21 protein-coding genes and 2 pseudogenes are annotated in these 24978 nt (G+C 66.5%); 19 read left to right on the top strand and 4 right to left on the bottom strand.

Translation table 11 applies throughout. The features are described 5' to 3' along the window. Positions 1-12: 12 nt before the first annotated feature. The 5 genes and pseudogenes from VP06_RS39140 to VP06_RS04875 form a co-directional block, all read left to right on the top strand. A pseudogene (locus VP06_RS39140) lies at positions 13-747 on the top strand (HlyD family secretion protein); the annotation flags it as partial. A 128-nt stretch (positions 748-875) separates the two neighbouring features. Then, complete coding sequence (locus tag VP06_RS39135; protein ID WP_483428590.1) at positions 876-1190, top strand: hypothetical protein; 315 nt, start codon at positions 876-878, stop codon at positions 1188-1190. Beyond that, positions 1187-2758 (top strand): DHA2 family efflux MFS transporter permease subunit, encoded by a 1572-nt coding sequence (locus VP06_RS04885; RefSeq protein ID WP_048462719.1) that lies wholly within the window; start codon positions 1187-1189, stop codon positions 2756-2758. The genes VP06_RS39135 and VP06_RS04885 overlap by 4 nt, the downstream gene beginning before the upstream one ends. Next, positions 2748-3080: a PaaI family thioesterase gene (locus tag VP06_RS04880; protein WP_245291058.1), complete on the top strand. Its 333-nt coding sequence runs from the start codon at positions 2748-2750 to the stop codon at positions 3078-3080. The genes VP06_RS04885 and VP06_RS04880 overlap by 11 nt, the downstream gene beginning before the upstream one ends. A 175-nt stretch (positions 3081-3255) precedes the next feature. After that, positions 3256-4698: an aldehyde dehydrogenase family protein gene (locus VP06_RS04875; RefSeq protein WP_245291057.1), complete on the top strand. Its 1443-nt coding sequence runs from the start codon at positions 3256-3258 to the stop codon at positions 4696-4698. 301 nt (positions 4699-4999) lie between these two features. Here VP06_RS04875 and VP06_RS04870 read toward each other — a convergent pair whose 3' ends face one another. Beyond that, entirely contained in the window at positions 5000-5719 is a 720-nt protein-coding gene (locus tag VP06_RS04870; protein WP_048462717.1) for an SDR family oxidoreductase, read from the bottom strand. A gap of 142 nt (positions 5720-5861) precedes the next feature. Here VP06_RS04870 and VP06_RS04865 point away from each other — a divergent pair, with 142 nt between their 5' ends. Further along, complete coding sequence (locus VP06_RS04865) at positions 5862-6461, top strand: TetR/AcrR family transcriptional regulator (RefSeq protein WP_048462716.1); 600 nt, start codon at positions 5862-5864, stop codon at positions 6459-6461. Positions 6462-6984: 523 nt separating this feature from the next. On the opposite strand, the gene VP06_RS04860 is transcribed toward VP06_RS04865, so the two are convergent. Further along, a complete protein-coding gene (locus VP06_RS04860) occupies positions 6985-7596 on the bottom strand; it encodes a TetR/AcrR family transcriptional regulator (protein ID WP_048462715.1) in 612 nt (203 codons plus the stop codon). Between the two features lie 86 nt (positions 7597-7682). Between VP06_RS04860 and VP06_RS37025 the strand changes: the two genes are divergently transcribed. The 5 genes and pseudogenes from VP06_RS37025 (at position 7683) to VP06_RS04840 (ending at position 10843) form a co-directional block, all read left to right on the top strand. After that, positions 7683-8009 (top strand): hypothetical protein, encoded by a 327-nt coding sequence (locus VP06_RS37025; RefSeq protein ID WP_197093139.1) that lies wholly within the window; start codon positions 7683-7685, stop codon positions 8007-8009. Next, complete coding sequence (locus VP06_RS04855) at positions 7985-8698, top strand: alpha/beta fold hydrolase (protein ID WP_197093138.1); 714 nt, start codon at positions 7985-7987, stop codon at positions 8696-8698. Before VP06_RS37025 ends, VP06_RS04855 begins: the two co-directional genes overlap by 25 nt. 102 nt (positions 8699-8800) lie before the next feature. Beyond that, the gene (locus tag VP06_RS34450; protein WP_082167173.1) at positions 8801-9094 is read left to right on the top strand and encodes a putative quinol monooxygenase; all 294 of its coding nucleotides are present in this window, start codon (positions 8801-8803) and stop codon (positions 9092-9094) included. Between the two features lie 148 nt (positions 9095-9242). Then, positions 9243-10176 (top strand): annotated as a pseudogene (locus VP06_RS34445) (IS630 family transposase). A gap of 223 nt (positions 10177-10399) precedes the next feature. After that, positions 10400-10843, top strand: coding sequence for a MarR family winged helix-turn-helix transcriptional regulator (locus VP06_RS04840; protein ID WP_048462713.1), 444 nt, complete (start codon positions 10400-10402; stop codon positions 10841-10843). 38 nt (positions 10844-10881) lie between these two features. Here VP06_RS04840 and VP06_RS04835 read toward each other — a convergent pair whose 3' ends face one another. Both VP06_RS04835 and VP06_RS04830 read right to left on the bottom strand, forming a co-directional pair. After that, a complete protein-coding gene (locus VP06_RS04835) occupies positions 10882-11805 on the bottom strand; it encodes a ketopantoate reductase family protein (protein ID WP_048462712.1) in 924 nt (307 codons plus the stop codon). A 29-nt stretch (positions 11806-11834) separates the two neighbouring features. Then, entirely contained in the window at positions 11835-12335 is a 501-nt protein-coding gene (locus VP06_RS04830; protein WP_048462711.1) for a DUF302 domain-containing protein, read from the bottom strand. A 279-nt stretch (positions 12336-12614) separates the two neighbouring features. On the opposite strand from VP06_RS04830, the gene VP06_RS04825 reads away from it, so the two are divergent. The 8 genes from VP06_RS04825 to VP06_RS04785 all read left to right on the top strand — a co-directional run bounded on the left by VP06_RS04825 (position 12615) and on the right by VP06_RS04785 (position 23347). Then, entirely contained in the window at positions 12615-13700 is a 1086-nt protein-coding gene (locus tag VP06_RS04825) for an efflux RND transporter periplasmic adaptor subunit (RefSeq protein ID WP_048462710.1), read from the top strand. Then, positions 13697-16804 carry an efflux RND transporter permease subunit gene (locus tag VP06_RS04820; RefSeq protein ID WP_048462709.1) on the top strand — a complete coding sequence of 1036 codons (3108 nt, stop codon included), beginning with the start codon at positions 13697-13699 and terminating at the stop codon, positions 16802-16804. Before VP06_RS04825 ends, VP06_RS04820 begins: the two co-directional genes overlap by 4 nt. A gap of 235 nt (positions 16805-17039) precedes the next feature. Then, a complete protein-coding gene (locus tag VP06_RS04815) occupies positions 17040-17582 on the top strand; it encodes a TetR/AcrR family transcriptional regulator (protein WP_048462708.1) in 543 nt (180 codons plus the stop codon). A 147-nt stretch (positions 17583-17729) separates the two neighbouring features. After that, positions 17730-19022, top strand: a complete 1293-nt coding sequence (fabF, locus tag VP06_RS04810; RefSeq protein WP_048462707.1) for a beta-ketoacyl-ACP synthase II — start codon at positions 17730-17732, stop codon at positions 19020-19022. A gap of 250 nt (positions 19023-19272) precedes the next feature. Beyond that, a complete protein-coding gene (locus VP06_RS04805; protein WP_197093137.1) occupies positions 19273-19752 on the top strand; it encodes a PaaI family thioesterase in 480 nt (159 codons plus the stop codon). A gap of 33 nt (positions 19753-19785) precedes the next feature. Beyond that, entirely contained in the window at positions 19786-20964 is a 1179-nt protein-coding gene (locus tag VP06_RS04800; protein ID WP_048462705.1) for a thiolase family protein, read from the top strand. Positions 20965-21059: 95 nt separating this feature from the next. Then, positions 21060-22019: an NHL repeat-containing protein gene (locus VP06_RS37880; RefSeq protein WP_048462704.1), complete on the top strand. Its 960-nt coding sequence runs from the start codon at positions 21060-21062 to the stop codon at positions 22017-22019. 422 nt (positions 22020-22441) lie between these two features. After that, the gene (locus VP06_RS04785; protein ID WP_048462702.1) at positions 22442-23347 is read left to right on the top strand and encodes an alpha/beta fold hydrolase; all 906 of its coding nucleotides are present in this window, start codon (positions 22442-22444) and stop codon (positions 23345-23347) included. Positions 23348-24978: the final 1631 nt, after the last annotated feature.

Raw genomic sequence — 24978 nt, 5'->3', positions numbered from 1 at the left:
GGAGCTACGGGAATGGGCGACGCCGCGACAGCCGATGCGTTCGTGAAGGACGATGGCGAGGAGAACCTCGTGGCACCGAGGCGACGCCTGTCACGCAAGCGGGCAGCGTTCTGTGGAATCGCGCTTCTGGCGCTGGCCGGGGGTGGACTGTACGGCCGCTACTGGTGGGAGACCGGCCGGTTTATCGAGAGCACGGACGACGCCTATGTCGGCGGCGACGTGACGGTGATCGCCCCCCGTGTCCCGGGTGTCGTGGCCGAGGTGCTGGTGAGGGACAACCAGCGCGTCGCCGCCGGGGACCTTCTAATCCGCCTCGACGACCGGGATTACCGCGCGGCCCTGGCGAAGGCGAAGGCGGAGGCGGAGGCGTCGGTGGCGGGTCAGGACGCCACGCTCCTCAACCTCGCCGCCACAAGGCGTCTGCAGGAGGCGGTGATCGCGCAGAACCGTGCCGAACTCGTGGGGGCAGAGGCCGAGGCGGCCCGCACCCGCTTCGACGTCGACCGCTATCGCGAGCTTTCGGCCAAGAGCTACACATCCGAGCAGCGCTTCCAGCAGGCGGATGCAGACGACAAGAAGGCTACCTCCGCCGTCGCCAAGGCTCGGGCCAGCCTCGATGCCGCCGAGCGACGGATCGCCGTCATCGACACGCAGAGCCGGCAGGCCGACGCAGCCCGGGCGCAGGCCGTGGCCGAGCGCGACGCCGCCCGGCTCAACCTCGGCTACACCGAGATCCGCGCGCCGACCGACGGCGTGGTCGGCAACCGCAGCGCTCGGGCCGGCTCTTACGCCACGACCGGCGCCGGGCTCATCGCCCTCGTGCCGGCGGATGGCTCTGGGTCGACGCGAACTTCAAGGAGAGCCAGCTCGCGCAGATGCGTCCCGGCCAGAGCGTCGGCATCGTCGCGGACGTGCTACCGGACGAGACATTCACCGGCCATGTCGAAAGCCTCGCCCCGGCTACCGGCGCGCAGTTCAGCGTGCTGCCGCCCGAGAACGCCACAGGCAACTTCACCAAGATTGTCCAGCGGGTGCCGGTGCGTATCCGCCTCGACGGCGATGGGGGACGCCTCGGCCGCTTGCGCCCCGGTCTGTCGGTAACCGCCTCGGTCGACCGCCGTGGCGGATCGCCCCGGTCCGACACCCCCGACGCGGGTGCTGCGGTCGTGGTCGGGGCGCTCGGCCGGTGAGCATCGCCGGCCGCGCAGAGCTGAGCGAGGGTCGAAAGGTCTTTGCCTTCGCGGTGATGTGCGTCGGCTTCTTCATCGCGCTCCTCGATATCCAGATCGTCTCGGCGTCCCTGAAGGAGATCGGTGGCGGGCTCTCGGCGAGCCCGGACGAGGTCGCCTGGGTGCAGACGAGCTACCTGATCGCCGAGATCATCGTGATCCCGCTCTCGGGCTTCCTCGCCCGGGTGATGTCGACCCGTTGGCTGTTCTGCGCCTCGGCCGCCGGCTTCACCGCCACCAGCCTGCTCTGCGGCTGGGCCTGGGACATCGAGAGCATGATCGCCTTCCGGGCTCTCCAGGGCTTCCTCGGCGGCTCAATGATCCCGACCATGTTCACCACGGCCTTCGCGTTCTTCCCCGGCAAGAAGATGGTAGTGGCCGCCGCGACCATCGGCGCGCTCTCCTCGCTGGCCCCGACACTGGGGCCGACGGCGGGCGGCTGGATCACCGACAACTATTCCTGGCACTGGCTGTTCTTCGTGAACCTCGTGCCGGGGATCTTCGTCGCCGTCGTCGTGCCGCTGATGGTGCGGGTGGACGAGCCCGAACCAGCCCTCATCAAGACCGCCGACTGGCTCGGCATCGCGCTCATGGCGCTGTTCCTCGGCTGCCTCGAATACACCTTGGAGGAAGGCCCCCGGTGGAACTGGACCGAGGACGCCGCGGTCCGCACGACAGCGTGGATCTCGGGGCTTGCCGGCATCGGCTTCCTCTGGCGCAGCCTGACCTACGCGCACCCGATCGTCGACCTGACGGCCCTCAGGAGCCGCAACTTCGCGCTGGGCTGCCTGTTCTCCTTCGTCACCGGCATCGGGATCTTCGCCACGATCTACCTGACGCCGCTGTTCCTCGGCCGCGTGCGCGGCTTCTCGGCCCTGCAGATCGGGCTCGCCGTGTTCTCGACCGGCGTGTTCCAGGTGATGGCGATCCCCGTCTACGCGTTTCTCGCCCGGCGCATCGACCTACGCTGGCTGAAGATGTTCGGGCTCGGCCTGTTCGGCCTGAGTATGTGGTCGTTCACGCCGATCACCCATGAATGGGGCTGGCGCGAGTTGCTCTGGCCGCAGGCGATGCGGGGCTTCGCGCAGCAATTCGCGGTGGCACCGACGGTGACGCTGACGCTCGGTGGCCTTGCCCCGGCCAAGCTGAAACTCGCCTCCGGCCTGTTCAACCTGATGCGCAACCTCGGCGGCGCCATCGGCATCGCGGCCTGCGCGACGATCCTCAACGACCGCACGAACCTGCACTTCCTGCGGCTCGCCGAGCACCTCAATTCGGCAAACCCGGCGATGCTCGCGAGCCTACGCGGCATGGAGGCGCGGATGGCGAACGGCTTCGCCGGTGACCCGGCCCACGGGCACGCCGCAGCCCTGCGCCAGCTCTGGTCGGTGACCTACCGCGAGGCTCAGACGATGACCTATGCCGATGCCTTCGTGGTCATTGCCGGCTGCTTCGCTCTCGCCACCGCCCTCGTACCGCTGATGCGCAGAGTCGGACCGCCGAAAGGGCCCGTCGCCGATGCCCACTGATGCCACCCTCGATACCGCACCGTTGCGTCGCCGCGTCGTGGAATGGACCGATCCTGCTCTCGTGGCGAAGGCCGGTCAGGGCCTCGACGGCCTTGCCTTCCTGCGGGCGATGATGGCGGGGGACGCTCCGCCTCCACCGCTGATCGCCCTGCTCGGCATCGATCTCGTCTCGGCCGAACCCGGCCGGATGACGATGCGGATAGGGCCGGGCGAGTACCTCTACAACCCGCTGGGCTCCGTCCACGGCGGCGCGCTCGCGTCGCTCCTCGACAGCGTGATGGGTTGCGCCGTGCATTCGACGCTACCCCTGGGCCGGGCATAACGGGCCGCCGGTCATGCCGGTTCGTCAACCGGCGGACCTGCTCCTTCCGCCCCCTGCCAGGCGAAGCAGGGGCTTAGCGTAATTCCCGAAGGCCCCATTCCCTATGCCCGCTTCCAAGTTGAACACCCTCGCGCGCCTCGTGTCGGGAACCCCTGTGCCTTTCGGCGGCGACCGCATGACCGTGATCACGCCGGACCTCGCGGAGGCCTTCCAACCTGGCGATCACCTGTTGGTCCTGCAGGAGACCGGAGACCTGCTCCACATCCCCGCGGCCCAGATCGCCATGGCGGCCGCCGCGGTGGACCGGGCGCATGCAGCCTTCATGGAGATGTCGGCGATACCGGATCAAGGCATCGAGCGGTTTTTTGAACGTTTCGCTGCGCTCCTCGAAGACCCTTCGGCCTGGCATGCCATCGCCGAGGCGAACCGGCAGGATGTCGTGCGCGCGCAGGGCGGTGGCCGCTCGACGACCCGCCTCCTTGCCACCGACCGGATGCGGCAGGACATGATCGCGGGCCTGCGGGCGTGGCGCGACAGCGAAACACCGCGCGGCCGAGTCGTCGAACGCATCGTTCATGCGGGCTGGACGGTCGAGCAGGTGGCGGCACCGCTCGGCGTGGTCGGCTTCGTCTTTGAGGGACGTCCCAACGTCCTCGCCGATGCCGCAGGTGTCCTGCGCAGCGGCAACACGGCCGTCTTCCGCATCGGTAGCGACGCACTCGGCACCGCTCAGGCTATCATGCACCACGCCCTCGTGCCCGCACTGAGCGAGGCCGAACTCCCGCCCGGAGCCATCTCGCTCATCGAGAGCCCGGAACGGTCGACCGGCTGGGCGCTCTTCGCGGACCGTCGTCTCTCGCTGGCGGTGGCACGCGGGTCGGGTCGGGCGGTGGCCCAGCTCGGGAGCGTCGCCCGACAGGCCGGCACGGCGGTCAGCCTGCATGGAACCGGCGGTGCGTGGATGGTCGCCGACCGCGATGCGGATGCGGAGCGCTTCTCCGCAGCCGTCGAAGCGTCCTTGGACCGGAAGGTCTGCAATACGCTGAACGTGTGCTGCATCCATCGCGCCCGTGTGACGGATCTGGTGCCGATTTTCCTGGGGGCCCTGGAAGCCGCCGGCCGCGTGCGCGGCTTCGGATGCAAGCTTCACGTGATCGTGGGCGACGAGACCGTTCTACCGGAGGCTTGGCGCACCGCCACCGTCCGGGTCCGGCGCGCCGAAGGTGAGCAGACCGAACCGCTGACGGAGATCCAATTGGAGGGCGATCTCGGCCACGAATGGGAATGGGAGGACACGCCCGAGGTCAGCCTGAAGATCGTGGACGATCTCGATCACGCGGTAACGCTGTTCAATCGCCACAGCCCGCGTTTCGTCGCCTCGTTGATCAGCCGGGACCCGGAGGCGCATCGCCGCTTCTACGACACGGTGGACGCGCCTTTCGTGGGTGATGGATTCACCCGGTGGGTCGACGGGCAATACGCCTTGAACCAGCCCGAACTCGGGCTGTCCAACTGGCAGAGCGGCCGTCTCCTCGCCCGGAGCGCCATCCTGTCCGGGGGCGGTGTCTTCACGCTGCGCAGCCGCGTTACGCAGGACGACCCACAGTTGCGGCGATGAACGATTGGAACGCCGCGAAGCCGACCTGGCGCCCAGTCATGGAGATCTCGAAGCCGGCCGGCGGTATCCTGTTCGAGCGTCAATCGCTGGCGCAACACCTTGGCGTGCGGCGATCTTGCCGAGGCACGCCAGCCCTCGTGGTACGGCGGAGCGCATCGAAGCCAGCACGATGTCCTCAGCCCGGTCCACGCGCGTGCGTGGGCGACGCTGCGGCTGGCGGCGGGATGGCGGCGATCGTCGCCACCCTGCCCCGACGCATCGAGGCTGAATGCCCCCGGAAAATCAAACCGACAGAGGTCCGTCAGCCCCCGGCCTGCATTGCGGCTTCGAGCTGCGGCCCGGTCTGAGACCACAGCTGGCCGATCTGCTGCGCCGTGAGATCCGGGAAGATCGAGGTCTGACCTTCGGCGAGGCCCCGGACGATGTTGGCGGCCGCATGCTCGGGCGATGCCTTCTCCATCGGCATGTCCCTGGCCAAGTCCGTGTCGATGGGGCCGGGATAGATCCCGACGACGGTGACCCCGGACTTCGCCAAGGTGCCGCGTAGTCCCTGGGTCAACGACTGCAGGGCGGCCTTGGAGGCCGAGTAGCCGGCCAGGAGCGGCACGGGCGCAAGGCCGACGACGCTGACGACGTTCGCAATCGTCCCCGACCCACGGCCGGTGAGATGCGGCAGGAAGGCACGGACAACCCGCAACGTCCCGTAGTAGTTGACGTTCATATCCGCCTCGACCGCCTCCTGGCTCGTGGCGATCCAGTCGCCGAACGCCATGGTGCCGGCGTTGTTGACGAGGATGTCGAGGTCCGTGGCGGTTCCGGCGGCCGCGGCGACGGATGCGTCGCTGGTCACGTCGAGCTGCAATGGGACGACCCGGCGGTCGCCGAAGTCGGGCAGGGAAGCCACGCTGCGCGCGGCGGCGTAGACCTTCGCTACATCCGCCTTGAGGAACTCGCGGACGACGGCCGCACCGATGCCGCGGTTGGCGCCGGTGACCAGGACCACTTTGTTCTGCAGGGACATGATCTCTCCTTCGATAGGCGTCGCCCGCGGGACCCGTCCTGCGACGGTGTAAACCGATCTGTTTACACATCGCCACGTAAACAGATCGGTTTACCCGGTCAAGGCCGTTTGGTATGATGCGGAGGGACGAAAAGGGGGACTGATGGCCGGCGACGGGCGGGGCGAGGAAAAGAAGCGGGAGATCGTGCGGCAGGCTTTCGATCGCTTCTACGACGGCGGTTTCCATGCGACCGGCGTCGATTCCGTCCTCGCGGAGAGCGGCATCTCGAAGCGTACGCTGTACAAGTATTTCCCGACGAAGGACGACCTCATCGAAGCGGTCCTGGAGCTCTACGGACAGGTCATCGTCGGGAAGCTCTTCGATCCCGTGGCGGCTTCGAACGAGGAACCGCGCCAGCAGATCATGGCCTTCTTCGATGCCCGCAAGGCGATGATCGACGAGAACCCGACGCGAGGCTGCCTGGGCATCAAGGCAGCCCAGGAGTTCGTCGGCAGGCACGCCGGCCTGGCCGCGCACGGGACGCGGGCCGCGCTCTACGTCGAGCGACGCTTCGTCGACTTGTGCGAGCGGGCCGGGCTGACGAAGCCGGCCGAGGTGGGCAAGCAAATCAACGTGCTGTTCCAGGGAGCCCTGCTACTCTCGCAGGTCTACGGCGACGGTTCACCCTTCGTGTCCGCCAAGCATGCGGCCGCCGCGCTCCTTGATGCAGCCGACGGGCCTACATCCTCGGGCCGTCCCTGAGTCCGCGTCGGTAACGTCGGGGGACTGGTGCCACGGGCGCGCCGGGCCCGTCGGTATCGAGTGACACGGGGAGCGCCGGGGCGGATTTGTGACGGTGTTGACTTGTGGCGTCGAACTTGCCCGAGCGTCCTGCCGAGGGCGAGACGTAGGCGGCCGCTAAGTTGCTGGTCCCCTACGAGAGAGTCCAAGAACCGAGGTTCAAGCCGTCGCGCTCCCTCCCTATGCGGTGGAGCCCTGACCAGGCGAGGCACCAAGCTCCTCTGCGATCGCCGGCACCGCGTCCAACGTGGCGCTGCGTTCCTCAAAGCTTCCGCGGGTCGATATACATAACCATCGAATCTTTTGGTCCCTCCGGGTTCACCACGACGATCTTTCCTACAGTTGTTCCCGGTCAGGTAGTAACGGCCAGGTCGTCCTCGTAGCCAGCTGCAGCGAGTTAGTTGCGAAAATCCTGCGAAGTGGAGCAAGTCCAGCTACGATTGCCCAACACGCCGCATTAATATGACGTACCGCAACCGAACAATTAGGGGATCTGCCGAGGAGTGAAATGCGTGGCCGGATCACTACCCGTCGCTGCGGCATTGAGGCTTGTGCGTAGCGCCGTGGTCAGGATTTCATCGGAAAGATCCGGCTTGGCCTTGGCCGCGCGGGAGAGGATGAGCGCTCCCACCGCACGCGCCGCAAGATCGATCGCCAGCTCCCGGCGATGGCTGGGTTCGAGCGTCCTGTCGCCGTCCAGGGCATCCCCGATCATTCCCAGCCAGGTCTCCACACCTTCCGCGAACACCTTCCGCACCGGCTCAGCCTGGCGCATCGCATCGGCGCCTAGAGCCGAGGTCGGGCATCCGCCGGCGACATCGTCGCGGTGCACGGTGGAGATGTAGCGCTTCAGCAGGGACTGGATCGACTTGCCTTCGGTTTCGCGCTCCAACCGGTCGTAGGCAAAAATCGCGGCTTCACGGGCGAGATCGTCCTTTGACGCGAAATGCCGATAGAACCCCCCGTGGGTCATGCCGGACGCCTTCATCAGGTCGGCGACGCCGATGCCGTCGAAACCGCGCTTCCGGAAGAGTTCCGACGCCCTTTCGACGATGCGCCTACGGCTCGCAAGCGCCTGTTCCTTCGTAACTTTCATCTCACGCTCCTCGCCCCGCCGATATGGGCGGGACGGGGGCGCAAAACAATGATGCCGATCATCATCTAAAGCCCTTACAATTTTAGATGACGTTCATAATCTTACGGGTGGACGCCATTCGGGAGCCTTTGGAAGCCGCAACCGCAGGGCCCAGTCCGCCATCCCCGGCCGGAAAGCGCGATCTGCGCGGGATCGTGCATGCCGCCGCGGGCATGATCTGCGCCATCCAGCATCTTGCAGAACTTAATCAAATGGGGACGAAGATGACAGAGAATCATTACAATACGCCGACTAGGTTAGTCGAGGTTGACGGCATTCGTTACGCTTATCGGCGCTGGGGCAAGAAGGGCACTGTTCCGCTGTTCCATATCATCCATATCGCGGTGGCATGGATCACTGGGATCCGCTGCTGACCGACGGGTTCGCCAAGGACCGTGAGGTCCTCCTGTTCGACGGGCGCGGCGTCGCGAGCTCGTCCGGTGAGCCGCGTCACACGGCGCAGGAGATGGCGGACGATATCGCGTCCGTGATCCGCGCCTTGGGCATCCCGCAGGTCGACCTCTTCGGCTTCTCGATCGGCGGCTTCCAGGCGCAGGAGGTCACGCTTCGCCATCCGGATCTCGTCCGCAAGGTGATCTTGCTTGGCACCGGCCCGCGCGGAGGCGATCCCTGGATCGATCCCAAAATGGCCGAGATCGCGCCGAAGCCGGTGCATGACGCCGACGACTTCCTGTTCCTCTTCTTCGGCCGTTCGGAGAAGGCGAAGGCGGCGGGGCGCGCCTTCTGGGAGCGCCGTCATGAGCGCCCCGATCAGGATCCGCTCAGCTCGCCCGAGGTCGCGTCCGCGCAGTGGGATGTCTATCAGAACTACATGAAGCCGAGCGGCGCGGAGAAGCCCTACGAATATCTGAACGCGATCAAGCAGCCGACGCTAGTCGTGAACGGTATCGAGGACATCATGATCGCGTCGATCAACTCCTTCTATTTGGGCCAGAACATCCCGAACTCCCAGATTATTCCCTATGAGGATGCCGGCCGCGGCGCCCACTTCCAGTATCCGGAGCGCTTCCTCCAGCACGCCACCATCTTCCTCGACGAATAGGCTAACAGGACGTCTCGGTCAGCTTGGCCGAGACGTCGCCTATGAGGCATGGGATGAGCGCACGAAATTATGTTCACACTTACCTCGATTTAGGAGAGCGCCGTGGTCAACATCGGATTTTTTGTTCGTATTGAGGCGAGGGCTGGGAAGGAAGATCTTGTCGAGAAGATGCTAAGCGATGCATTGCCGTTAGCACAGGCGGAGGAAGAGACATTTTTCTGGTACGCGGTCAAATTTGGCCCGACAACATTCGCTATCTTTGACGGGTTCGAGACTGAGGAAGGTCGCGAGATTCATCTCAAGGGTCGGATTGCCGATCTGCTGTTGGGCAATGCCGATGAACTTCTGGTCACACCTCCAATCATAGATCGATGGGATCTAGTCGTTGCAAAATAATTATGGAAAAAATATTTGGTACCCTTGCGAGAGATGATCGATATCTCAGATGAGGCTTTATCCTGGTGGAGGCCTGCGTCTGGACGGGTTGCATTCCAGCGCGGGGAGCGAACACAGGCCCCCCGCACGTCTGAATTGATCTGCTGACCTGCGAGAGCATGAAGTGGCTGCCGTGGTCGCGGACGCTTCCTGCCATCGCGCCGCAGCCCGCTTCGGGGTTAGCGTGTCGAGTGCCAGCCGTTGCTCAGAGCGCTTCCGCGACGGGGGCCAACTCGCGTCCAAGCCGATGGGCGACGATCACGCCTCGAAGCGCTTAGAGCCGCATGCTGGGCGTATTTTGACGTTCTACTCGCAGGAGCCGCGTCTTTTCCTACACGCGGTGCGCGACCGGCTGGCTGAGCAGGGCAACCAGACCAGCGCGAGCGACCTGTCGCGCTTCTTTGTCCGCCAAGGGGTCAGCTGGAAATAGGGGCGACGTACGCAGCTAAGCAGGAGCTTGCGGACGTAAGACCGGTCCGCAAGGCGTGGTTCGCGGCGCAGCCCGACCTCGATCCGGACCAGTTGGTGGCGTGGTTGAGACGGCGGCGGCCGCCACAACGACGCGTCGCTACGGATAGGCACCGTGCGGTGAGCGCCGCCGGCTTGCAGCCCTGTGGCCAGTACAAAACCATGGCCATCACGGCCACCCTGAGCACGAGCGGGCTGTGCGCAACCGCGCCTCTGAACAGTCCCACGAACGGCAGGCACTTGCGCAACTATGTCACCGAAACCTTGGTCCCGGTGTCAACCCTGGGCGACATCGTCATCATGACATCCTGCCAGCCCACGAGGTCGCGGGCGTGTAAGACGCGATCGAGGCTGCAGGAGCGCGGCTGCTCTATCTCCCGCCCTACAGCCCTGATTTCAGTCTAACTGAGCGGGTCTTCGCATAATTGAAGGCGCTGGTTCCGAGTACGGCCGCCCGCACGATCGTGGATCTTTGAGCGGCGATCCGTCAGGCCTTCAAGTGGTTCACTTCGCAGGAGTGCCGCAAATACCTTGCTGCGGCTGGCTGCGAGAACGACTTGGTTCTAGCTACCTGACCGAAAACACAGCTCTAGTGCGCATGTCGTATCGGCTAAGGCTCAGGTGTCCGGCACAAATGATACGAACAGGGCGCCCTGGCGAGAAAGGGTACACTGGCATCGACCTCGACTCCTCGCCAGGACGTAAGCCGACCTTGATTCCCTCGTTGCGAACAGGGGCAATAGCCGCCATCTCGAAGCATGTGAGAGGCCGTGGACGTCATCGGAGCGAGAGGCATATATGGACGACCTGCCACCGGAGGCTTGCAGTTGCTCCGCCGTGAGGCAGGCGGCCAGGCACCTGACGCGTCTCTACGACGGCGTGCTGGCTCCCACGGGCCTCGGCCTCAACCAGTATTCCATACTGGCCAAGGTCGACCGCCACGGCGAGCCGTCGGTCCAGCAACTCGCCGCGCTTCTGGTCATGGATCGCTCGACCCTCGGCCATCTCCTGCGACCACTGGAAAGGCGCGGACTTCTAACCGTCCGGCCATCGACGAGCGATGGCCGAAGGCGGGTCGTGGCGCTCACCCCGCAGGGAAGCGTGCTCCTCGCATTGGCCAAGCCACTTTGGAAGTCCGCCGAGGAAGGCTTCCAGGCCAGCTTCGGGCAGGATGAGGCAGCCGGTCTCAAAAAACTGATGCGCCAAGTTACCACGACCGATCTTCCAGCTACGGCACGCTAGGCAAGCCTTAGCCGGGTAACAGGTAGGATCGGTCCGTCTCAGGCGTTTCCGAGCCTGTTCTGAAAGACCGAAAGATGCGTGTAGGCGGCGGCGAGCAGCGGCGTCTCGATGCCGGCGCCCGCTGCGGCGCGGACGAGGTCGCCGATGATGTTCTCGACCTCGACCAGTCGTCCCTTGAGGAGGTCTCGGTACATTGAGGACGTCAGGGGCGAGCCCTTGGCGGTTAGTTGATCGCGCGTCGCAGTCAGAAATGCCTCCGAGGGGCCGGTGCCGATAGCCCGGACGGTCGCGACGGCCTCGTCCAGGACGGCGAGCGCGAAGGCTGAACCGCCGGGCGCGGCCTCGATCTCCCCGATGGGCCCGCGCATCAGGCAAGTCACGGCGCCGATGGTGGCCAGGAGGATCCACTTCTCCCACATCTCGCGCCGGATCTCGTGGGACAGGCGTGGCTGGAAGCCGGCCGCCCGCATCAGTTCGTGCAGCGCCTGGATGCGTCGCGTATTGCCGCCGTCAAGCTCTCCGTAGGCGAGATCCTGAAGTGGGCTGAGGTGCACCACGCGCCCCTCGTCGTCGAGGATGGTCGCGATCTTGAGGGCGCAACCGACCAAGTTCGCAGCCGAGAAGCGCTCCGCCAGGATCTCCATGTGCCGCATGCCGTTCAGCACCGGCAGGATCATCGTGTCCGGCCCGACGGCCGGACCGAGGTCGTCGAGCGCCGCATCGAGCTGGAAGCCCTTCACCGATAAGAGGACGGTGTCGAAGGTTTCGTCCAGGGTGTCGGCTGTCATGAGTTGCGGCTCGACGGTCGCGTCGCCGAGCGGGCTGACAATCCTGAGGCCGTCGCGTCGCAGCCGTTCGGCGCGGCCCTGTCGAACGAGGAAGGTCACGTCACGACCCGCCTGAGCGAGCCGGCCCCCTATATAACCGCCGGTCGATCCGGCCCCCACGACGAGCAGGCGCATGGCGTTCTCCTGTTTGAGCGAGGGCGAGTTCACGCCGTGGTGCCGGTCACCTGTTCCGCGAGGGCGGCAAGCTTGGCATCGAGGCTTCGGGCCGCGGCGAGGCACGCTTCATCCGCGATGTTGCTCATCAGCGTGGAGGGCACGTCGTACGCGAGGCGCGTCGTGGCAGAGGTCTCGTCACAGTAAATGACGAGCCGGACGGGCACGTTGAGGCCGGCCCGGATGTCATGGCGCAGCATCGTGATGGCGATGAGTGGGTTGCCGAGGGTGTACATCATCACCTTGGCGTCTTGCCCGTAGAGCTTGAGCCAATCGCCGTGGTCGAGCGTGAGGAAGCGGGTGAATCCGCTCGGTCCAAGATGCTTCTCAACCCGGCTCCGGAACTCCCCCTCGTCATGCGCACTACCTGGGAGGGCCGGCCAGCCGACCTCATCGATTGACCCCACAGCGTCTTCGAAGGCGGCGACGACCTTCTCGAACGACTGCGTTGTGACGTGCTCGACGTGTTGGACATGCAGTTCCTGGATCATCTTCGTTCCTCCATGATCATGCGTCCGGGCAAGTCCCCGTCGAATCTAATATGTGCAATTGCCCCTATTCGGCAAGCCGATACCGAGCTGTTCGTATCGATCAGGCCACGTCACTCCGTCCCAGAGGTTAGTCCGAACCACCAGCCTGCCGGCAATGTGCGCTCCAGCACGCCGGCCAGGACGAGCGGACAGCGGCGGCATTGACGTTTGTCCCGGCATAAAATAAATGTCGATCATCATAAATGAGGCGGTCGGCAGCGGTCGCAGAGGAGCGGTGTGATGGACCCCAAGGCCTTCCTGGTTCTGACCCCGCTGGCTCTGGCGGCGTGCTCGCCGGCCGAGACCGCCGTGCCCCCGGAGCCGCCGCTGGTCCAGACCGTCGCGGTCGTCCCAGCAACCGGGGCCGTCGCGCGCTACACCGGCGTCATCCGCGCCCGCACCGAGAGCAACCTCGGCTTCCGGGTAGGCGGCAAGATCTACGAGCGCCTTGTCGACCCGGGGGACCACGTCCGGCTCGGGCAGCCGCTGATGCGCCTCGATCGGACGGACTTCACCTTGGCGCTCAACGCGGCCCGCGCCTCGGTCGAGGCGGCCCGGGCACAGATGATCAAGGCCAAGGCTGACGATGAGCGCAGCCGCAAGCTCGTCGGCGAAGGCTGGACCTCGAAGCAGACCTACGACCAGAACAAGGCCGCGGCGGATGCGGCCGTCGCCCAGTTCGCCAACGCGGAGGCCCAGGCGAGCCAAGTCGCGAACCAGGCCGGGTATTCCGAGCTCCAGGCCGATGCCGACGGCGTCGTGATGGACGTGCCGACCGAGCCGGGGCAGGTGGTCGCCGCCGGCCAGACCGTGGTCAAGCTCGCCCGTGACGGCGCCCGCGAGGCGGAGGTGTTCCTGCCGGAGGGTAGCCGGCAACTCGCAAAGGGGAAAGCGTCGGCCACCCTCTACGCCGAGGGCGAGACGACCTACCCGGCGAAGCTCAGGGAGCTTTCCGCCACCGCCGACCCGGCCACGCGGACCTACCGGGCGCGCTACATCCTGTCGGGCGGAGGCGAGGCCGCGCCGCTCGGCGCCACGGTGACGCTTCGGCTCAAGCCGCTGGAGACAGGGCGCGCGGCGTCGGTCGACGTGCCGCTCGGCGCCCTGTTCGACGTCGGGCAGGGGTCGGCGGTCTGGAAGTTCGACGCCGACACCAAGACTGTCACCGCTCAGCCCGTCTCGGTCGCCCGCATGTCGGAGGAAGGCGCCCAGGTCGTGTCCGGCCTCAGCCCGGGCGACCGCATCGTGTCGCTCGGCGCCCACCTCCTGAAGGCAGGCCAGACGGTGCGGCAAGCCCCCTCAAGCCTGACGGGAGTGGCGCGATGACCGGCTTCAATCTCTCCGCCCTGGCGGTTCGCGAACGCGCCGTCACGCTCTTCCTCATCATTGCGGTGACCGCCGCGGGCTTCTTCGCCTTCCAGAAGCTCGGCCGCGCCGAGGATCCGGCCTTCACCGTGAAGACGATGTCGGTCTCAGCCGCTTGGCCCGGCGCCGCCACCTCGGAGATCCAGCGGCAGGTCGCCGACCCGCTGGAGAAGCGGCTGCAGGAACTCGTCTACTACGACCGCGTCGAGACCACGGTCCGTCCCGGTCTGATGCTGATGAAGGTCTATTTCAAGGACAGCATGCCGCCGGCGAGGCTGCAGGAAGAGTTCTACCAGGCCCGCAAGAAGCTCTCCGACCAGGCCTCAACCCTCCCGCGCGGCGTAATGGGCCCGTTGTTCAACGACGAGTTCTCGGACGTCTACTTCGCCCTCTACGCGCTTCAGGCCAAGGGACTGCCGCACCGTCACCTCGTGATGCGGGCCGAGGACCTGCGCCAGCGCCTGCTGCGCGTGGCAGGCGTCGAGAAGATCAACATCCTCGGCGAGCAGGCCCAGAAGATCTTCGTCGAGATCTCCTACCAGCGTCTCGCGACGCTGGGCATCACCGGGCAGCAATTACTGGCGGCGCTGGCCAACCAGAACGACGTGACCCCGGCCGGCTTCGTCGAGACCGCCGGCCCGCGGGTGTATCTCCGCCTCGACGGGGCCATCGACAGCCTCGACACGATCCGCAACCTGCCGGTTGCGGCGGGCGAACGCAGCCTCAAGCTCGGCGACATCGCCGAGGTCAAGCGCGGCTACGAGGACCCGAAGGTCTTCGAGATCCGCAACGACGGCGAGCCGGCACTGATGCTCGGCCTCGTGATGAAGCCGGGCTTCAACGGCCTGGCGCTCGGCGAGGCGCTCAACGCCGAGGAGGTGGCGCTCCACCACGAGCTGCCGACCGGCATCACGTTCGCGAAGATCACCGACCAGGCCAAGGTCATCGACGACGCCATCCACGAGTTCATGGTGAAGTTCTTCACTGCCCTATCGGTGGTGATCGTGGTCAGCCTCGTGGCGTTGGGCTTCCGGGTCGGCATCGTCGTGGCGCTCGCGGTCCCGATCACGCTGGCGGCCGTCTTCGTGGTCATGATGCTTACCGGCCGGGACTTCGACCGCATCACGCTCGGCGCCCTCATCATCTCGCTCGGCCTGCTCGTGGACGACGCGATCATCGCCATCGAGATGATGGTGGTGCGCATGGAGGAGGGCTACGACCGCGTCGAGGCCGCGACTCATGCCTGGAGCGCCACCGCGGCGCCGATGCTCACCGGCACGCTCGTCACCATCGCGGGATTTCTTCCCGTGGGCTTCGCCGCCTCGACGGCGGGCGAGTATGCCGGCAACATCTTCTGGGTGGTCGGCTTCTCGCTGATCATCTCGTGGATCGTGGCGGTGACCTTCACGCCCTACCTGGGTGTCAAGCTCCTGCCCGACATCAAGAAGGTCGAGGGCGGCCACGAGGCGATCTACGCCACGAAGAACTACGAGCGCCTGCGCCGCGTGGTGCGTGCCTCCGTCGACCACAAGTGGCTGGCGGCCGGGATCACGGTCGGGCTGTTCGCGCTTGCCATCGTCGGCATGGGCAAGGTCGAGAAGCAGTTCTTCCCGAATTCCGAGCGCCCCGAACTGATCGTTGAGGTGACGTTGCCGACCGGCTCGGCCTTTTCCACCACAGAGGCGAGCGTCAAGAAGGTCGAGGCGGCCGTCCGTGAGCTCCCCGAGGCGCGCGAGATCACGAGCTACATCGGTCAAGGCATGCCCCGCTTCGTGCTCTCCTTCGACCCCGAGCTGCCCGATCCGGCCTTCGCGCAGATCGTCGTCCAGACGTCCGACGCCGCGTCCCGCGACGCGCTCCGGATCAAGCTCCGCAAGCTCGTGAGCGAAGGGCTCTTTCCCGAGGCGCGGGTGCGCGTGCTGCAGATCGTGTTCGGCCCGCCCATTCGCTTCCCCGTGGCATTCCGCGTGATGGGACCCGACCCCGAAATCATCCGCGGCATCGCCGATCAGGTCCGCGACGTCATGATGGCAAATCCCAATATGCGTCTCGTCCACCTCGACTGGGGCGACAGGACACCGAGTCAGCACCTCGTCCTCGACCAGGAGCGCCTGCGCCTGATCGGCCTGACGCCCAAGGAGACCGGACAGCAGCTGCAAAGCTACCTCAACGGGACGCCGGCGACCCAGGTGCGCGAGAACCTGCGCTCCGTGGACGTGCTCCTGCGCAGTCCCGGCCCGGAGCGGCGCTCGCTCGGCGACATCGGCGACCTGACCCTGACCACGCATGACGGAAAGCAGGTGCCGCTTTCCCAGGTCGCCCACTTGGAGAGCCGCAACGAGGACGCGGTGCTCAAGCGTTACAATCGCGAGACCTACATCCGCGTCCAGGGCGACGTGCTCGACGGTAAGCAGCCGCCGGACATCCACGCGCAGATCTTCCCCAAGCTCGACGCGATCAAGGCGAAACTGCCGACCGGCTACCGGATCGACACGGCCGGCGCGGTCGAGGAGAGCGCGAAGGCGATGAACGCCCTGGTCGCGGTCTTCCCCCTGATGCTGATCGTGACGCTGACGGTCATCATGCTGCAGGTCCGCTCGTTCACCACCATGTTCATGGTGTTCGCCACCGCGCCCCTCGGCCTCGTGGGCGCCGCGCCGACGCTGCTGATCTTCCACCAGCCGTTCGGCTTCAACGCGATCCTCGGGCTGATCGCGCTCTCGGGCATCCTGATGCGTAACACGTTGATCCTCGTGGACCAGATCCACCACGACCGGGCCGCGGGCCTGTCGGACTACGAGGCCATCGTGGAATCGACGGTGCGCCGCGCCCGGCCGGTCATTCTGACGGCGGCCGCCGCGATGCTGGCCTTCATCCCTCTGACGCACTCGGTGTTCTGGGGCGCGCTGGCCTACGTGCTCATCGGCGGCGTCGGGGTCGGCACCCTCCTGACCCTGTTGTTCCTGCCCGCCCTCTACGCCCTGTGGTTTCGTGTCAGACGGGCGCCTGCAGCAACCAGCGTCGCATCCGGATCCGACGCGATGCCGGTTCAGGCGCAGCCTTGACCCAGAGACACGGATCGATGTCCCGGTGACGGGACATTTCGGGATCGCGCGTTCAACGACGGAACGCGCGATGCATCGGCCGGCCTGCAACCATGCCCCCTCAGCAGGCCGGCCGATTGTCGCGCCGAAATCGCTTCGCCTTTGCCAGCAGCATCGGGCCGCCGCACGGGGTACGCCCTTCTTTAGATGACGAGGCGCATCTATATGCGCGCCAGGAACGCCGGAGGACCAGGCAATGCCCAGAGTCTCGCAGGAACAGGCCAAGCTCAACCGCCGACGCGTCGTCGAGGTCGCCGCGTCGCTGTTCCGGGAGCGTGGTCTCCATGGCGTCGGCGTGGCCGACATCATGGCGTCCGCCGGCCTCACCCACGGCGGGTTCTACGGTCAGTTCGCCAACAAGGAAGCGCTCGCCGCCGAGGCGTTCGATACCGCGATGGATGAGGATTACCGCGGGACCGTCGACGCCATCATTTCCAGCTATCTCTCCCTCGTGCACGTCCGGTCGCCCGGGATGGGCTGTCCGCTCGCCGCCCTGGCCAACGACATCGCGCGGGAGCCGCCGGGCGGCCCCGTCCGCGCTCGTTTCACACAGGGGGTCGAGCGCATGGCCTCGATCCTCGCCGGTCTGACGCCCAGGTCAGCCAAGGAGCGCCGCAGGCAACGGTCCCTGGCGACGCTGTCGACCCTCGTGGGTGCCGTCGTCCTGGCGCGGGCCGTCGACGACGAGGCGTTGGCGGCCGAGCTGATCGAGGCGGCGCGGACTTACGTCTCGGCATGACATCCACGGGACCGGGCCGGCCGTGACGGCTCGCGCCTGACGGCAGCGCGTCCCCGATGACCTAAAGGAATGCCGGGACCCGCCTGTCGGGACCCGGCCGTGCCGTGCGTCGCCCCCCGCGCGCACGATCTTGGCGAGAGGACATCCATGCGCGAACGGATCGTTGTCACCGGTATGGGCGTCGTGTCCCCGCTCGGCTGCAGCGTCGAGGGCATGTGGCGCAGGCTCGTCGCATCCGAGTCCGGGCTTCGGCGCCTGCCGGACGACATCGTCCCAGACATCGACGCGAAGGTCGCTGGGCTCGTACCGTCCCGGGACGAGGACCCGGATGGGTTCGATCCGGACGCCCTCATCCCGGTGAAGGACCGCCGCAAGATGGACCGCTTCATCCAGTTCACGCTGGCGGCCGCGGACCAGGCGCTCCGGCAGGCGGGCTGGAAGCCGTCCAGCGAGGCGGAACGCGTCCGCACCGCGGCCGTCGTGGCGTCCGGAATCGGTGGCTTCCAAAGCATCACCGACGCGGTTGAGACCGTCCGCTCCCGCGGCGCGCAGCGCTTGTCGCCGTTCACCGTGCCGTCCTTCCTGGTCAACCTGGCCGCCGGCCACGTCTCCATCCGGTACGGCTTCAAGGGCCCGCTCGGCGCGCCCGTCACCGCCTGCGCGGCGAGCGTCCAGGCCATCGGGGATGGCATGCGCCTCATCCGCAGCGGCGAGGCGGACGTCGTCGTCTGCGGCGGCGCGGAGGCCTGCGTCACCAGGGTCGCGCTCGGCGGCTTCGCTGCGGCCCGCAGCCTCTCGACGGCCTACAACGACACGCCCGCAACGGCCTCCCGTCCCTTCGATCGAAGCCGCGATGGCTTCGTCATGGGCGAGGGCGCCGGGATCCTCGTGCTGGAGACGTTGGACCATGCGCAGGCACGGGGCGCCGTCCCGCTGGCCGAGCTGGTCGGCTACGGCACCAGCGCCGACGCCTATCACCTCACCGCCGGCCCGCCGGATGGCAGCGGCGCCCGCCAGGCGATCACCGCGGCCCTGGCCATGGCAGGGCTCGAACCTGCCGCCATCGGCTACGTGAACGCGCACGCGACCGCGACCTCGGTCGGTGATGCGGGCGAACTGGCGGCGCTCAGGTCCGTCTTCGGCGAACGCGGCCCGGCGATCTCGTCGACCAAGTCCGCGACCGGCCACCTCCTCGGTGCCGCCGGCGGGCTGGAAGCGGTCATAACGGTGCAGGCACTACGCGAGGGCGCCCTCCCGCCCACACTCAACCTCACCGACCCCGACGAGGCCGCGGCCGGCTTGGACTTGATCGGTCCGTTGGCGCGGCGCGCGTCGGTGGATTACGCGCTGTCGAACGGCTTCGGGTTCGGCGGCGTGAACGCGAGCATCGTCCTGAAGCGGATGCTCACCGAGCAAGAGGTTTCCGCGGCGAAAAATTAATCCAGCGCGATTGGAACTTCGAGGCGGTTGACGCGTCTTCGATAATCAAATAGATGTTGAACATCATATTAAATCGGGACGTGAGCCGTTGGCCCGGGTCTCGATGGGCCACCCCTCGGCACGGCATGGGAGTTCGCACCCTATGAACAGCGCTAACCTAGCCGCTAACCGGATATCGTCCGACGGCACCCCGCGCATGGACGGGCCGGAGCCCCAGGGTGAGACCGGCCACCTCGGCGGCGGATCCGGCTTGGACCTGCTCCGCGCGATGGTGGCGGGCGAGATCCTTCCTCCGCCCGCCATGGCCCTGTTCGGCATCGAGCTGGTCTCGGTCCGGGACGGCGGCGCGACGCTGCGCCGGAAGCCGGGCGACTACCTCTACAATCCCATGGGACCGGTCCACGGCAGCGCCGTGGCGGCCCTGTTCGACCTGGCGCTCGGCTCCGCGATCCAGTCCGCCCTGCCGGCCGGCCGGACCTACACGACGCTGGATACCCGGATCAGCTACCTGCGTCCCGTCACGGCCGCGTCGGGAACCCTGACCGTGACGGCGCAGGCCGTCGACCTCTGGGAGCGGCGGGCGGCGGCCGAGGCGCAGCTCACCGATGCGGATGGCCAAGTCTGCGCCACGGCGACGATGACCGGCACCGTCGTCGAGAGACCCCCCGAAGGCTCACCGGAGAAGCCGAACCGGACGTGGGACGTCTCCGACTGGCTCAAGATCTCCTGATACCTCGCCGCCCAATGACTTGGAGGCCCGACCATGCGTGACATCGTCCTCTGCAACCCTGTTCGGACCGCTATCGGCGGCTACGGCGGTAGCCTGAAAGGTGTCGCCGCGACCGATCTCGGCGCGACCGCGATCCGCGAGACGCTCCGCCGTTCCGGGCTGGACGGCGGCAGGCTTGGAAGCGTGACGATGGGTAACGTCATCCAGGCCGGGAACCGCATGAACCCGGCCCGCCAGGCCGCGGTGAACGGGGGCGTCCCCGTCTCAGTGCCGGCCCTGACGGTGAACCGGGTCTGCGGCTCCGGCGCCCAGGCCATCGCGACGGCCGCCGACGAGATCCGGCTGGGCCACCACGATGTCGCGCTGGCGGGCGGCATGGAGAACATGGACCGGGCACCGTACCTGATGGAGGGCGGTCGCTGGGGCCACCGCATGGGCCATGCCCAGATCCTCGACAGCATGCTGAGCGACGGGCTCAACGACGCCTTCTCGGGCGAGCATTCCGGGTGGCACACCGAGGATCTGGCGACGCGCGCCCAGATCGGTCGTGATGTCCAGGATGCCTGGGCGGCTCGCTCTCAGGCGCGGTTCGAGAAAGCTCGCTCCACGGGCGCGTTCGATGCCGAAATCGTCGCCGTCGAGGTCAAGGGCCGCAAGGGGGTGGAGATCTTCGCTCTCGACGAGGCGCCGCGGCCAGAGACCACCGTCGACACGTTGTCGAAGCTCAAGCCCGCCTTCCGCAAGGACGGGTCGATCACGGCAGGCAACGCGCCCGGCCTGAACTCCGGTGCGGCGGCGATGCTGGTGGCCGAGCGGGGTTTTGCCGACGCCAACGGCCTCGAGGCATTCGGGCGCCTCGTTGCCTACGGCATCGGAGCCTGCGAGCCGGGCTTGTTCGGCCTGGGGCCGGTGCCCGCCGTCCGCCAGGCGCTGGAGCGTGCCGGGTGGTCGCTCGGCGACGTGGAGCGCGTCGAGATCAACGAGGCCTTCGCGGTCGTGCCCCTTGCCGTCGCCAAGGAGCTCGGCCTGCCCGAGGACATCGTCAACGTCGAGGGTGGCGCGATTGCACACGGCCATCCCATCGGCGCGACCGGCGCGGTCCTGACGACCCGCCTGCTCCATTCCATGCGTCGCGACGGCATCCGGCGCGGCCTGGTCACCCTCTGCATCGGCGGGGGACAGGGCATCGCGCTCGCGGTCGAGGCCGCCTGACGGGCCTACTCCAGGCTGCGCCTGGCCTCACGGGCTTTGGCGAGGCGCTCCGGATCCGAACCGCTCTGCCACCCGGCGAACGAAGAGGTCGTGCCATGATACGCATCGAGAAGGCCCGGCACGCGCTCAGGATGTCGGCGCTGTCGCTGGCGATTGCCTGTGCAGCCTTGCCTGCGTCCGCCGCGGATGGGCCGACTGCGATACGTCTGCCGGACACCGGCCGTTTCCCGGAGAGCGTGACGTCCCTCGCCGACGGCACGCTCTTCGTCAGCAGTATAGCCGATGGGGGCGTCCTGAGGATCGCGGGTGGTGTGGCGACGGCGACGCCCTTCCTAAAACCCGGCGAACACGGCACGCGGTCGACTTTCGGGCTGCTGGCCGACGAACGCCGCGGCACCCTGTGGGTTGCGTCGAACGACGCCACAGCCATTGGCGCGCCCGGTCCAACCGCCACCGAGGGCGGGTGGGTCAAGGCGTTCGACCTCGCGTCGGGGGCCCTCAAGTTGAGCGTCCGGCTGCCGGGCGGAAAGGCCCTGGCGAATGACTTCGCTCTGGACGGGAACGGCGCGCTGTACGTCACCGACACGCTGGCGCCGCGGATCCTGAGGCTCAAGCCGGGCGCCACGACGTTCGAGGTCTTCGTCGAGGACGACGGGCTCAAGAAGGGGCTCGACGGCATAGCCTTCGGGACCGACGGGAACCTGTACGTGAACACCTTCTTGGGCGGGGAGATGTTCCGCGTCGGCGTGACGAACGGCATCGCCGGCCCGGTTACCCGGCTCGGAACCACGCGGGCCCTGAAGTTTCCAGACGGGCTGCGCCCGTTCCGTGACGGCTTCGTGATGGTCGAGGGCAGCGGCGCTCTGAGCCGTGTCAAGGTCTCGGGTGACCAGGCGCGGATCGAACCCATCGCGCAGTTCGCCGGCCCAACGGGCGTGACGGTCGTGGGCCACAGGATCTGGGTCGCTGAGGGCCAGCTATCGCAGCTCTCAGCGGCATCCAAGGACGGCCGGGAGGCGCCAAGCTTTCACCTGCGCTCCGCCGACGTGGAGTAGGCGCCGCCCGGGACTGTGGAAGCGTCGCGCGTTCCGACCACCCTGTAGACCGCCATTGGCAAGCGAGGACATGGCCATGATCGGGTCCACGGTTCGGAAACTGCTCTCGCCGGCTACGTGGCGGAGCCTTTGGGAGACGCTTGAAGCGATAGAGGCCGCCCTGGCCACGACCGAGGCGGAGATCCACGACCGGCGCATCGCACGGCTCGAAGCGGAGATGGCCGAGTTGCGCGCTCGGATCGGCCCCCCGCCTCTTGCCGCCCAGTCGCGACCGGTGGGGCCGTCATGCCCACTGTGAGCGGTTCGTCCGTCGTCGACGTGGGTGCACCGACATGAGCTGCATCGGAGGCCGGGTCCTCGATGAGAGCGAGATAGTCGCGAAAGTCTGTTTGCCGAAGGGAGCCGTTTTCATGTCACGAGTAATGATCGACACCGTGGAGGATGATGCTGGGAAATACACGCGCCGCTGGCTCCACGCGGGTGACATCGCCTACGCCACGTTGAAAGACGGGACCCGGGTGCGCTACGTTCGATCCGGCGAGGGGCCAGACCTCATCCTGACACATACAGTGCGTACGCAACTGGACATCTTCCAGTTCGTGATCCCCCTGCTGTCGCAGCACTTCACCGTCTACGCACTCGACCTGCCGGGTTTTGGTTGGTCGGACCTGCTGCCGGAGCGTCCGAAGGACGAGCCTACCCTGCGGGCGGCTCTGCGAGAGTTCATCGCCGCCCTCGGCATCGAGCGCCCGATACTCGCGGGCGAGTCTATCGGGGCGACGCTGTCGCTCTCGCTGGCCGCGGAACTCGGTGACGCCGTCGAGCGGGTCTTCGCCTTCAACACCTACGACTACCTGCCGGGTTTGGAGCGGTCGAACCTCCTAGCCTCCATCATCATCAAGAGCGTGCGGGCGCCGGTCGTCGGTCCGGTTTTCGCGGCACTGGAGAACCGATCCATCACCGGCGGCATTATGAGCGGGGGCTTCCACGACCCGCGCAGCCTGCCTTCCGACCTCTTGGACGAGTACGCCCGGGTCGGTGGTCGAGCCGGGTACAGCAAGGCGTCAAGGACTCTGCTCAAGGCGCTCCCGAGCTTCGTCGCAGCCCGTAGCCGCTATCGGTCAATCACCGCGCCAGTCACGCTCGTGTGGGGCGACAAGGACTGGGCAAACTTGCGGGACCGCATCGGCGTCGAGGCCGCGATCCCGTCGCCGGAGGTCATCACCCTCGACCAGACGGGGCACTTCAGCGCTCTCGAACGCCCCCAGGCCTGGGCCGACATCATACTCGCGCGGACGGCGAAGACGAAGGTCTCGGCTATCCGATGACGGCCCGCGGTCCCCGCCATCCGGACCTCGTGACCTCGGAGCGGGACGAGCAGCCCGCATGGCCTGCACCACGGTCGGACAGCCTGCGGCTCGTGCAGGTCCATTCCGGTCAGAGCGAGTTCTATCGGCCGAACCGGTAGCAAGCTTCCTACGGCGTTGCAGCAAGTAGCGCCGTAAATTTCAGGGCACGGTGCCGACACTGCTGGGCCCGATCAATCTCGACCTGCTCGGCCAAGGCTAGGCTCACGGCGATTGCCGAGGGGCGTAACGCCTCCAGCAGCAGCGTCTCGACGGCCGCATCGATCGCGCGCCCGGCGACGGACTGGCAGGAGCCCGCCCCCTTCGAGACGCTGCCGCGCGAGCAATACTTTTACTTAATATCGCCATCTAGCCAGCCCATCGTCTGAGGTGCGGCTCGACTGGTCTCGGAGACCTATCGTGGCTTACAGCTCCACATTCGTTGCAGTCATCACCCAAAGCCTTGCCTCCATTAGCGCACTTTATCGAGTGCAAGAGACGTTAAATGCTCGGTATTTTCGTTATTTATCCCAAAACAAGCCGCTTCGGCGGGCGCGATGCCACTTGTGAACAAATTCGGCAGCTTGATCTTGCGTGCGATTAGCGCTCCTCGCACGTAATTTTATTCTATCTTGATGCTGATCGATATCATGACAAATGTCCTACATCTAATGTATTTGTAGAGGACAACATGCCTATCCTTCGATTAACTCTACTTGTCAGTACGGTGGCAGCCTTACTGGGCACATTTGAACGTGTCCACGCGCAAGAAGTATCTGCTGATCGCGGTGCGAACTTTCAAAAGTGGTACTCCTGCTCAAACCTCGATGTGAACGGCAAGCCGCTTCCGAATCCGAACGTGCCGTTCATATGCAGTCAGGTGGATGCTCACCGCGCTGACTGCGAGATGTCGATGAAGAGCGGTAACAAGGTTGCGATGGCCAGCCACTGCTTCGGCTGGGAACCTGAGCATGTCCGGGGCGGCATGCCGGCTGCCACGCAGGAAGCTATACAGGTGCATGGTCCGCGCCGAGTCTACTCCAGCGGGCGACCGCTACTGCGACGGGAAGGCAAGGGCAGCGTTCCGACGACTCCGAGGTCCAGATCGACCGTCCCGCACGTGCGGATCATGGTCGAGTAGCTCGGCCATTCGGCTTTGCCCTCACAGATCCGGGCGTGCGACTTTCCCTCACCCGGCTCTTCCCGGAAGTCATCCGCATTAGGCCCTCTTCGGTGTCCAGGGGTGAGTGATGCGTGGGAGCGTCAACGCCGTCTCATCAGGCGTTGTGGCCACGTCATGGTGGGCGTACAGTCCGCAGGATGTTCGAGGCGGAGAGCTGCGAGTCTCCTTTCGGGCGATCGTGTCGCGCCAAGGAGGTTTCAGACGCCGTCGCCTGTCAACGCCGATTGAAGTCTGACCCACCTTTGGGCTCTCCCGCAATCGTGGTGCAGGCTTAGCGGTCATGCCGTCAGCACGCGGGCGCGCAGTAGGTCGAGCTTGGCACGCCCAATACTGAACCGCTCCGAGTTTTTCGGAGGCTTGTTGGCTTGGATCAGGCGGCCACGGCCTGGTCGCCGACGTGAGCATGATAGCGCGCTTCGGCCTCGGCGGG

The organism is Methylobacterium aquaticum, from assembly GCF_001043915.1.
In the GTDB taxonomy this organism is placed as follows: Bacteria; Pseudomonadota; Alphaproteobacteria; order Rhizobiales; family Beijerinckiaceae; genus Methylobacterium; species Methylobacterium aquaticum.
Note: the sequence above shows the minus strand (reverse complement) of the source record. Positions and strands in the feature narration are given on the sequence as shown.

What these genes read in the sequence shown, in the direction of transcription:
- VP06_RS04830 (WP_048462711.1), bottom strand. Translation starts at nt 12,335, where the DNA reads ATGATCCAGGAACTGCATGTCCAACACGTCGAGCACGTCACAACGCAG.
- VP06_RS04825 (WP_048462710.1), top strand. Translation starts at nt 12,615, where the DNA reads ATGGACCCCAAGGCCTTCCTGGTTCTGACCCCGCTGGCTCTGGCGGCG.
- VP06_RS04835 (WP_048462712.1), bottom strand. Translation starts at nt 11,805, where the DNA reads ATGCGCCTGCTCGTCGTGGGGGCCGGATCGACCGGCGGTTATATAGGG.
- VP06_RS04815 (WP_048462708.1), top strand. Translation starts at nt 17,040, where the DNA reads ATGCCCAGAGTCTCGCAGGAACAGGCCAAGCTCAACCGCCGACGCGTC.
- VP06_RS04860 (WP_048462715.1), bottom strand. Translation starts at nt 7,596, where the DNA reads ATGAAAGTTACGAAGGAACAGGCGCTTGCGAGCCGTAGGCGCATCGTC.
- VP06_RS04880 (WP_245291058.1), top strand. Translation starts at nt 2,748, where the DNA reads ATGCCCACTGATGCCACCCTCGATACCGCACCGTTGCGTCGCCGCGTC.
- VP06_RS04820 (WP_048462709.1), top strand. Translation starts at nt 13,697, where the DNA reads ATGACCGGCTTCAATCTCTCCGCCCTGGCGGTTCGCGAACGCGCCGTC.
- VP06_RS04865 (WP_048462716.1), top strand. Translation starts at nt 5,862, where the DNA reads ATGGCCGGCGACGGGCGGGGCGAGGAAAAGAAGCGGGAGATCGTGCGG.
- VP06_RS37025 (WP_197093139.1), top strand. Translation starts at nt 7,683, where the DNA reads ATGACGTTCATAATCTTACGGGTGGACGCCATTCGGGAGCCTTTGGAA.
- VP06_RS04785 (WP_048462702.1), top strand. Translation starts at nt 22,442, where the DNA reads ATGATCGACACCGTGGAGGATGATGCTGGGAAATACACGCGCCGCTGG.
- VP06_RS04875 (WP_245291057.1), top strand. Translation starts at nt 3,256, where the DNA reads ATGACCGTGATCACGCCGGACCTCGCGGAGGCCTTCCAACCTGGCGAT.
- fabF (WP_048462707.1), top strand. Translation starts at nt 17,730, where the DNA reads ATGCGCGAACGGATCGTTGTCACCGGTATGGGCGTCGTGTCCCCGCTC.
- VP06_RS04840 (WP_048462713.1), top strand. Translation starts at nt 10,400, where the DNA reads ATGGACGACCTGCCACCGGAGGCTTGCAGTTGCTCCGCCGTGAGGCAG.
- VP06_RS39135 (WP_483428590.1), top strand. Translation starts at nt 876, where the DNA reads ATGCGTCCCGGCCAGAGCGTCGGCATCGTCGCGGACGTGCTACCGGAC.
- VP06_RS04870 (WP_048462717.1), bottom strand. Translation starts at nt 5,719, where the DNA reads ATGTCCCTGCAGAACAAAGTGGTCCTGGTCACCGGCGCCAACCGCGGC.
- VP06_RS04800 (WP_048462705.1), top strand. Translation starts at nt 19,786, where the DNA reads ATGCGTGACATCGTCCTCTGCAACCCTGTTCGGACCGCTATCGGCGGC.
- VP06_RS37880 (WP_048462704.1), top strand. Translation starts at nt 21,060, where the DNA reads ATGATACGCATCGAGAAGGCCCGGCACGCGCTCAGGATGTCGGCGCTG.
- VP06_RS04855 (WP_197093138.1), top strand. Translation starts at nt 7,985, where the DNA reads ATGGATCACTGGGATCCGCTGCTGACCGACGGGTTCGCCAAGGACCGT.